General features: G+C 47.6%; 9 protein-coding genes. 3 read left to right on the top strand and 6 right to left on the bottom strand.

Going from position 1 to position 8,329, the window contains the following annotated elements; all coding sequences use genetic code 11:
• The first annotated feature begins 108 nt into the window (after nucleotides 1-108).
• Nucleotides 109-258, top strand: coding sequence for a hypothetical protein (locus RIG27_RS22600; protein WP_446348900.1), 150 nt, complete (start codon nucleotides 109-111; stop codon nucleotides 256-258).
• Here the strand turns inward: RIG27_RS22600 and cphA are convergent.
• From cphA to RIG27_RS22585, 3 genes are all read right to left on the bottom strand, one after another.
• Complete coding sequence (cphA, locus tag RIG27_RS22595; protein ID WP_446348898.1) at nucleotides 229-2,910, bottom strand: cyanophycin synthetase; 2,682 nt, start codon at nucleotides 2,908-2,910, stop codon at nucleotides 229-231. The genes RIG27_RS22600 and cphA overlap by 30 nt on opposite strands.
• 430 nt (nucleotides 2,911-3,340) lie before the next feature.
• The gene (locus tag RIG27_RS22590) at nucleotides 3,341-4,192 is read right to left on the bottom strand and encodes a cyanophycinase (RefSeq protein WP_446348896.1); all 852 of its coding nucleotides are present in this window, start codon (nucleotides 4,190-4,192) and stop codon (nucleotides 3,341-3,343) included.
• Nucleotides 4,193-4,331: 139 nt separating this feature from the next.
• Nucleotides 4,332-4,481, bottom strand: a complete 150-nt coding sequence (locus RIG27_RS22585) for a hypothetical protein (RefSeq protein ID WP_446348894.1) — start codon at nucleotides 4,479-4,481, stop codon at nucleotides 4,332-4,334.
• Between the two features lie 78 nt (nucleotides 4,482-4,559).
• Here RIG27_RS22585 and trmD point away from each other — a divergent pair, with 78 nt between their 5' ends.
• A complete protein-coding gene (trmD, locus tag RIG27_RS22580) occupies nucleotides 4,560-5,279 on the top strand; it encodes a tRNA (guanosine(37)-N1)-methyltransferase TrmD (RefSeq protein ID WP_446348892.1) in 720 nt (239 codons plus the stop codon).
• 44 nt (nucleotides 5,280-5,323) lie between these two features.
• Entirely contained in the window at nucleotides 5,324-6,460 is a 1,137-nt protein-coding gene (locus RIG27_RS22575) for a hypothetical protein (protein ID WP_446348890.1), read from the top strand.
• 26 nt (nucleotides 6,461-6,486) lie between these two features.
• On the opposite strand, the gene RIG27_RS22570 is transcribed toward RIG27_RS22575, so the two are convergent.
• The 3 genes from RIG27_RS22570 to RIG27_RS22560 all read right to left on the bottom strand — a co-directional run bounded on the left by RIG27_RS22570 (nucleotide 6,487) and on the right by RIG27_RS22560 (nucleotide 8,291).
• Complete coding sequence (locus RIG27_RS22570; RefSeq protein ID WP_446348888.1) at nucleotides 6,487-6,906, bottom strand: ExbD/TolR family protein; 420 nt, start codon at nucleotides 6,904-6,906, stop codon at nucleotides 6,487-6,489.
• A 207-nt stretch (nucleotides 6,907-7,113) separates the two neighbouring features.
• Complete coding sequence (locus RIG27_RS22565; RefSeq protein WP_446348886.1) at nucleotides 7,114-7,536, bottom strand: ExbD/TolR family protein; 423 nt, start codon at nucleotides 7,534-7,536, stop codon at nucleotides 7,114-7,116.
• 53 nt (nucleotides 7,537-7,589) lie between these two features.
• The gene (locus RIG27_RS22560; RefSeq protein ID WP_446348884.1) at nucleotides 7,590-8,291 is read right to left on the bottom strand and encodes a uracil-DNA glycosylase; all 702 of its coding nucleotides are present in this window, start codon (nucleotides 8,289-8,291) and stop codon (nucleotides 7,590-7,592) included.
• Nucleotides 8,292-8,329: the final 38 nt, after the last annotated feature.

The following is an 8,329-nucleotide window of genomic DNA, read 5'->3' as shown; positions in this document are numbered from 1 at the left end:
ACCCGGTTATATTGCCGATCGCGATGCTGAGGAAACCGTAGACAATCCAGCCGTAACACCGCAAATGCCCAATGATCCCAGTGATGACCGAGGAGATTTAAGGCGGGATTGACACGAGAGAAAAAAAATTCAGCCGTTCATTCCTGTGCTGAGGCGATCGCAAAAGTTGGGCAAGGGGAATCCGCGATCGCATCTGCTTCTACCTTGCCCAACCGACTCAAATTTCCATCACCTCGGATTCGCCACCGATGGCTTTAAATCCGCTTGAGTCTCATCCACGGGTTGATCACCATTCTCTGGCAGAGGGCGTCGTTCCTCAATCAAGCCAATCGTCCCACTCACCTTTTCCGGGAAAATCACCACCAAACCACCGGACGCCACGCCGTCTAACGCCGTATTAATCGCCTCGGTTTCATTGAGAATAATTTCATACCCCCGATCCGGATTCGTCTCCAGAATTCCCTTGCGAATCAACTCCGCCGCGTCACCACTGGGACGCCCCCGTAAATCCGCATCTTCTTTAATAATGATCCGGTCAAAAATATCCGCCGAGAGTCGTCCCAGATTAATGAAATCCTCATCTCGGCGATCGCCTGGTCCACCAACGACGCCAACCCGTTCCCCTGACCAATTGCGGACAAAGCCACCAACGGCTTCATAACTGGCAGCATTATGGGCATAATCCACCAAGGCATGATAATCACCCAGATTAAATAAATTCATCCGTCCCGGTGTCTGCGCCACAGACGCCCGGAATGTGGTCAAAGCGTCACGAATTGCCTCAATCGGAACCCCTTGAGCAAAGGCGGCGAGACTAGCGGCTAAGGCATTGGCAATTTGGAACGGTGCCATTCCTCTCATCGTCACAGGGAGATGTTCCGCCTTCTCAATCCGCAGCGTCCATTCGCCTCGGATTAAGGACAAGTAGCCATTTTCATACACCGCCGCTAAACCTCCCTGGCGGGTATGAGCTTTCACCACCTCATTGTCGGGATTCATGGAGAAAAATGCCACATGCCCTTTGACGCGCTGTGCCATTTCTGTCACTAGGGGATCTTCAGCATTAAGAACGGCATACCCAGCAGGACTCACCGATTCAGCCACTACACTCTTAAGATGCGCCATCTGGTCAAGGGTATCAATATCGCCAATGCCCAAGTGATCCGCCGAGACATTTAAAACAACACCCACATCACAGGCATCAAAGGCTAACCCCGATCGCAAAATTCCGCCCCGTGCGGTTTCCAATACCGCCACCTCAACCGTGGGATCTTTGAGAATCACTTGAGCGCTTTGGGGTCCAGTGGTGTCTCCTTGTTCCACCAGATGATCGCCAATGTAGATCCCATCCGTGGTGGTATAGCCAACCCCATGACCCGTTTGCTTATAGATATGGGCAAGCAAGCGAGTGGTGGTGGTTTTCCCATTCGTCCCTGTCACCGCCAGAATCGGAATCCGACTGGCTTGTCCCGGTGGAAATAGCATATCCATCACTGGGGCGGCGACATTGCGCGGTAAGCCTTCCGAGGGACACACATGCATCCGGAAACCTGGCGCAGCATTCACTTCCACCACCACACCGTCAATGTCCCGTAGGGGTTGGCTAATATCGGGGGTGACAATATCAATGCCGGCAATATCTAGACCAATAATTTTCGCCACCCGTTCCGCTAACCAAACGTTTTCCGGGTGGATATCGTCCGTGCGATCTATCGCAATACCCCCCGTACTCAGATTCGCCGTTGCCCGTAAATAACAGACCTCATCGTCTCTGAGGACGGTATCCAAGCGATAACCCTGACGTTCTAAGACACTTAGACTCGTATGATCAACGATAATTTTCGTCAGGACGTTATCATGACCGTCGCCCCGATTGGGATCGCGGTTCGTCCGTTCAATCAGTTCCTCAACCGTGGACTTACCATCCCCAATCACCCGTGCTGGAATCCGCTGAGCGACGGCTTCAACTTTCCCGTTAATCACCAAGACGCGGTGGTCAAAACCGGGATAATAGCGCTCGACAATCACCGCACGGGAAATATCTTTAGCACGATCATAGGCTTTTTCCGTTTCGTCCCAGTTGCGAATATCAATCGTAATCCCCCGCCCATGATTACCATCCAGGGGTTTAATCACAATCGGATACCCCCCCACATACTCGATCGCGCTGTCTAATTCGTCCAGATAAAGCACCGTTGTGCCTCGGGGAACCGGAACCCCCGCATCAAACAAAATCTGCTTCGTCCCTTCTTTATCACAGGCTAATTCCACCCCTAAAATTCCGGAGTAATCACTCAAGGTGGCTTGAATTCGCTTCTGATGCAACCCGTAGCCAAGCTGAATCATGGCTCTGGCACTTAGGGTAAGCCAGGGAATGCCTCGGGCGTCGGCTTCTTTGACCAAGGCTTCTGTACTCGGTCCTAACGCCGCATCGCGAGCCAGTTCGCTCAGGTCTTTTAAGTCTTGAGCTAACTCCCGTTGGGGATAGGCTCTGGTATCGATAATACTTTGGCACAAGCGCACAGCCGCCCTAGCCGCATAGCGACCCGCCTGCTCATCAATGTACTCGAAAACAACTTGATAAATTCCGGCTGTCCCAGTTTCCCGAGTCCGACCAAACCCAACGCGCATTCCTGCCAGTTCCTGAAGTTCCAGCGCCACATGTTCGATAATATGCCCCATCATCGTGCCTTCTTTGACCCGACTTAAGAACCCACCCCGAACACCCGGAGAACAGAAATGATCCTCTAGACTGGGTAGCGTCTCTACCAGTCCCTCGTAGAATCCCGGAAGTACATTGGAGGGTTTATCGATGAGTTCCTCCAAATCAAGACGCATGACAATAAGTTTATGGCGTCGAATGCTCCAGTAGTTGGGACCGCGTAACGTCTGGATTTTTAGAATTCTCATAGTTAGTGATGAAATCGGGGATGGTTCACAATGTCGGCTTTTTAAGCACAAACTAGCGATTGTGCAAAATCTATTTTAGGAATTTCTGTAACATTACGTGACATCCTCCTACCCTGGATCTCCAGATTAGAGCGTAGACTTCTCAAGTATCGCGACTTACTTTGTCTCAACATTTTTGCCCGTTCTCAAAAGTCCTCCACGTAATCGGGGGAGTCGTCTACTCTTGCCCTGATTGGATTCACTCGTTTTGAGTGGATGGGACATCTTATCTAGTTTCCGACTGTTCAAAGCTATCAAACTGTTCATTCTGAACATTTTTCTGGAAGGATTTTTGAGTTTTAACCCAACGCGCTTGCTCAAGGGAACCTGGTTTTGAGTTTAGCCGCTAAAATCTCCCCCAGATCCCCCCGCTCAAAAATGCTGTTCTGCATTAGGCGTTGACTGGCATTAATGCTCGTTTATAGACATGATAGCGATCGCCATGACATAAAATATGGACTCGGAGGTTATGTAGACCAATGGGATCGGTGCTGCCAATATCCACTTGATTGGTGTGAGACAGTTCTCCGGGATCAATAATCGTCACCGTACCTTTGCCCATAACCTGTAACCAACCATCTCGCTCAAAGATGATACAAGTATCTTCATCGATGCCGATCCCCAAGCGATCTGGGTGCATGGCGATCGCACTCATCAAGCGGGCGATGCGATTTCGATTCAGAAAATGCTGATCGACAATAACTTCAGGAATAATCCCCAACCCTGTTGCCATATCGACTAAGGAGCGATTCGGGGACTCACCACTCCCACCGCCTGCGATCATGTGATGACCCATCACCGCCGCACCTGCACTGGTTCCGGCTAAGGTAATCTCCCCTAAATGTACCCGTTGGCGGACTTTTTCCATGAGGGGGGTATCCGAGAGCAAACCGCACAAACGCAGTTGATCTCCACCGGTCATAAAGACACCCGTACAGGTTTCCACATACTCTTGTAACTCAGAATCAGAGCCTTGAGCGCGATCGCGGACATCCAGGACTTTAATTTCCTTTGCCCCCATATCCTCAAAAATCCGCTGATAGCGATCGCCAATAATCGCGGGTTCTCGCGACGCCGATGGAATAATCGCAATTCGCGCCTCACCTGCACCCGACCGACGAAAAAAGGTTTGCAGGATCTCCCGTCCATGAACTTTATCTTCCGCACCACCAATAACAATGATTGCGGTTTTTGTCGATTGAGGCATTGTCGTCGCTTGGAATTGAGAGTCTAACTGCAGCATACTGTCGATGTCGAGTTCGGGCATAAGGTGAGTTCAATACTTACGTGAGTATCGCGCAAGGCTTGAACTGTCACTTTATTACGATTTTGACTCTAGCTCAACTACTGGTTTAGGCTGTCCTGGGCAAGCTTCTCCACAACTAAACACCATTGCGCTTGGCTTTGATCAGATGCACTCTACAGCCGCCTAAATACGGTGAATCGATGAAAATCGTTAATTGTTTAGCCGCACCAGAACACTCACTCACGACACTCAGCCGTTCCGAGAAAGTCGGGCGTTTCCCAGTCATCACGGCAAATTATACCAATAATTACTTATACTATGAGTGAAGCTTGACCCTTTTTGTCTGAACAGCGACCCAATTCTTGTGCGTTTTGATGTTGTCACCCTGTTTCCGGATTTCTTTACCTCTCCCCTAGCGTCGGGACTACTGGGTAAGGCATTGACCAAACAAATTGCCCAGGTGCATTTAGTCAATCCTCGTGATTTTGCCACCGATAAACACCGACGGGTTGACGATGAACCTTATGGGGGTGGGGTGGGGATGCTAATGAAACCCGAACCAATTTTTGCGGCGGTGGAGTCGTTGCCCATATTACCTCGGCGAGAGGTGATTCTGATGACGCCTCAAGGACAACCGATGAACCAGCCATTGTTGGTGGAGTTGGCGACGGGTTACGACCAAATTGTGATTATCTGTGGACATTATGAAGGTGTCGATGAACGAGTCTTACAGGTAGTGACGCGAGAGGTATCGTTAGGGGATTTTGTCTTAACCTGCGGTGAAATTCCCGCCCTCGCCCTAATTAATGGGGTGGTGAGATTACGTCCTGGAACAGTGGGGAAAGTGGAATCCCTTAAATCAGAGAGTTTTGAAGCCGGATTATTAGACTATCCGCAGTGGACACGCCCTGCTGAATTTCGCGGTTGGCACGTCCCAGATGTTTTATTATCGGGCAATCATCAGGCGATTGACCAGTGGCGCAAAGACCAACAGATTCAGAGAACCCGGGAACGTCGCCCTGATTTGTACGACAAATGGGTTAAGCAGGCTGAAAATCTACCGAGTTCCAATATGTCAAAATGAAACTCAATTGGGATTAAATCCTTGCTGCCTTTAACTGTGCTTCCATGAAATCGCCTGAGTTGCTGAAAAACTTACCGACTCCTGTACATAAGGTATGGCGACCTATGCTGCTGGTTTCTTTGGTGTTGCATGGTATTGTGCTAATTTTACCCGTACCTTCTACCTGGGAAAAGTCGGAACCTGAAGAACAAGTGAAAGTGACACAGTTACCTTCACTTTCCCCATCACCTAAGTCTTCAGTAAATTCCGCTGAGGCACCCACAGCCCAAACGAGTCCAACGCCAAATCAACCGACTCCTTTCGTCTCAGCCTTTTCTAGTAAACCTACGATTAACTCATTTCCTGACCCTATCCAACCGACTCCTGATTTCAGTCCTACGATTGAATTTTCTCCAGGGATTTGGGGAAATCCTAAATCGTCACCCTCTCCATCACCATCTAGTTCTAAGGATGAAACTCAGACGATTGAAGAAAAAAATACTGATCAAACCCTAGATTCTGGAATTGATACCAATGATGTCAATGTGGAAGATCCGCTGGAAAAATTCCTCACAAATTTTCCTTTTCCTGAAGAGGCGGCGATAGGTTCCTTAGGGATACTTACTGGAGAGGCAGATACATCAGCTCGTCATGTCCAGCAACCCTTAGGTCAGGTTATTAAATACTATAGCAAGGAACTACCCGATCGCAATTATACTCTAGCTAATCCGAGTATAGATGAACCTGACTTCAAGGTTTATCGAGTGTCTCAGGATGATGTATCTCAATATCTGCACTTGATTTTAAAGGGGGAAAATACGATAATTTCTCTCTCAAAAACCCAACTTGATCGGGCAGACTTACCTGAATTAACAGCGGAAAAAGCAGAAGAACGAGAATTGCAAAATATTCTGGAACAGATTATAGTAGCTGGTGAGCATACAAAAGAGCTGAATACAGAAATTAAACAAGTATTGGCTGAGGGGGTTGAGGGAAAATATAATTATTTTGGAACTGTTTATGAAAGAGATAAGGAACAGTTAATTTCTCAGTTTGTCAGTCAACTTGAAGAGAAAGAGTTTACTGTTATTCCTTTAAGGGATGATGGTCTATATTACACTGTTGAAAAGAATGATTTTCAGGGTTTTATCCAACTTATACCAACCCAGTCAGGACTAGCCATTATTAGCTTAGAGTTTTAGATTATTTTTGGTTTGAGGAGTTGTTGTTAAGCGCCACTATCAATAGCTAAAGAAACGCGATCGCCTCCCACATCCCGCATTTGAGCCAATACCTGAATCACTTGCTCGTAGGGCAATTGACTATCGGCTTGCAAGAATACAGCCCCTTGAGGATTTTGGGATAAATAGGTTTGTATTTGCTCAAACAATTGCTCTTGGCTGACCGACTGATTACCGATGACCAGTTGTCCTTGTGACTTCAATTGTACAATTAAAGGAGCGGGAGTTTCCGGCTGCTGAGTTTGAGTATTTTTATTATTAGGGATTTGAACATTGACCCCTTCTTGAGTGGTTAACAGCATGGACGTCATGACGAAAAATGCTAGAACTCCCATGATCACATTGAGCATAGGGATTAATTGAATGGACGGTATTGATGATTGGGTTCGCTGGGTTCTAAAACGCATTGTTTAACGATTTAAATCTCCCCTCTTGCTCCCCTCTCCCGTGCAACAAAAGTGAAACATCCTTAGTCCTCCCCCCTCTTGTAGGGGGGAACGAGGGGGGTTGGGAGAGGTGCTGGGGGTGAGGGCTGGCATGGGAGAGGGGTTGAGCTTAAGTTGACACCAATGGTAGGCGGGTCGCCCCTACAGGTTGTTCATCGGTAAATTATTTTAACGACGTTCAATAGCAAGAGAGACGCGATCGCCACCAATTATCGTCATTTCTTTTAACAGTTTTTGCACATCTTCATAAGGTAAGTCTCGGTCTGCCTTTAAAACAACTGTAGCATTTTGATTTTGTTCTAGGTATGACTGGATTGTTTTAGAAATCTGGTTAACAGTAATCACTTGATTATCCACTAAAATCTCGCCTTGGCGATTTAAGCCAATAACCAGAGTATTTCTAGTATTTGACTCACCACTAGCGGTTCCAGTACCCGGTAAACCAGGTAGATTAATATCCCCTAATCGCTGACCTGTATAGCTCATTGATGTGATAATAAAAAATGTTAGCACTGACATCATCACATCCATTAAAGGAATCAGATTAACTTCAGGGATTGGTGAGTTCTTTTGCTTGTTTCTAAAGTCCATGAAATTCTAGGCGAGAATCATTGACTGTTTACTGGGGTTACCCAAACGACATTCTAGGATTGAAGTTCATCTAATTTGGCACGCACTGCCTGGATGTCTTGCCACATAAACCACTTTGGCTTACCCTGCTCCCGTGACGGATTCCGCAATAGGTAGGCGGGATGGAAGATTGGCATACACAGTCGTCCTTCCCATTCCATCCAAGTGCCACGAATTTTAGTAATGCCACGCTTTTCACCGGTTAACCCTTTGACAGCCGTTGCACCTGTTAGCAGGATAATCTTAGGATTGACTAAGCGAATTTGTTCTAATAAATACGGTTTACAAGCTGCAACTTCATCAGGAGTCGGTACTCGATTACCGGGAGGGCGGCATTTATTCATATTACAGATATAGACATCCCGTTCACTATCCAGTTTGACGGCGGCGAGAATCTTTTCCAGCAATTGTCCGGCTCTCCCGACAAACGGTAAACCTTGTTCGTCTTCATTTTGACCAGGGGCTTCCCCAATGATCATAATCGGAGCATGAACATCGCCCCGCCCCACTACAGCATGGGTGCGAGTGGCTCCTAATTCACAGCGCTGACAAACGTTACAATGAGCTGCCAAAGACTCCATGGAGTCGTAAGTGCTAGGAGGAATCGGAATTTTGGCATCCGTAGGAATTAACGACGGTTGGAAGTCACTGGGGGTAGAAGATGTCAGCCCTGACTGGTCAAAGAGACTGAGTTGTTCTGAGGATTCGTGGGACATAAATCTAAGCGCGGACAATCCGACTGCTTGTTGAATTT

It is taken from the genome of Coleofasciculus sp. F4-SAH-05 (genome assembly GCF_040222985.1).
In the GTDB taxonomy this organism is placed as follows: Bacteria; Cyanobacteriota; Cyanobacteriia; order Cyanobacteriales; family Coleofasciculaceae; genus Coleofasciculus; species Coleofasciculus chthonoplastes.
This window is presented reverse-complemented; position numbering and strand designations above follow the sequence as displayed.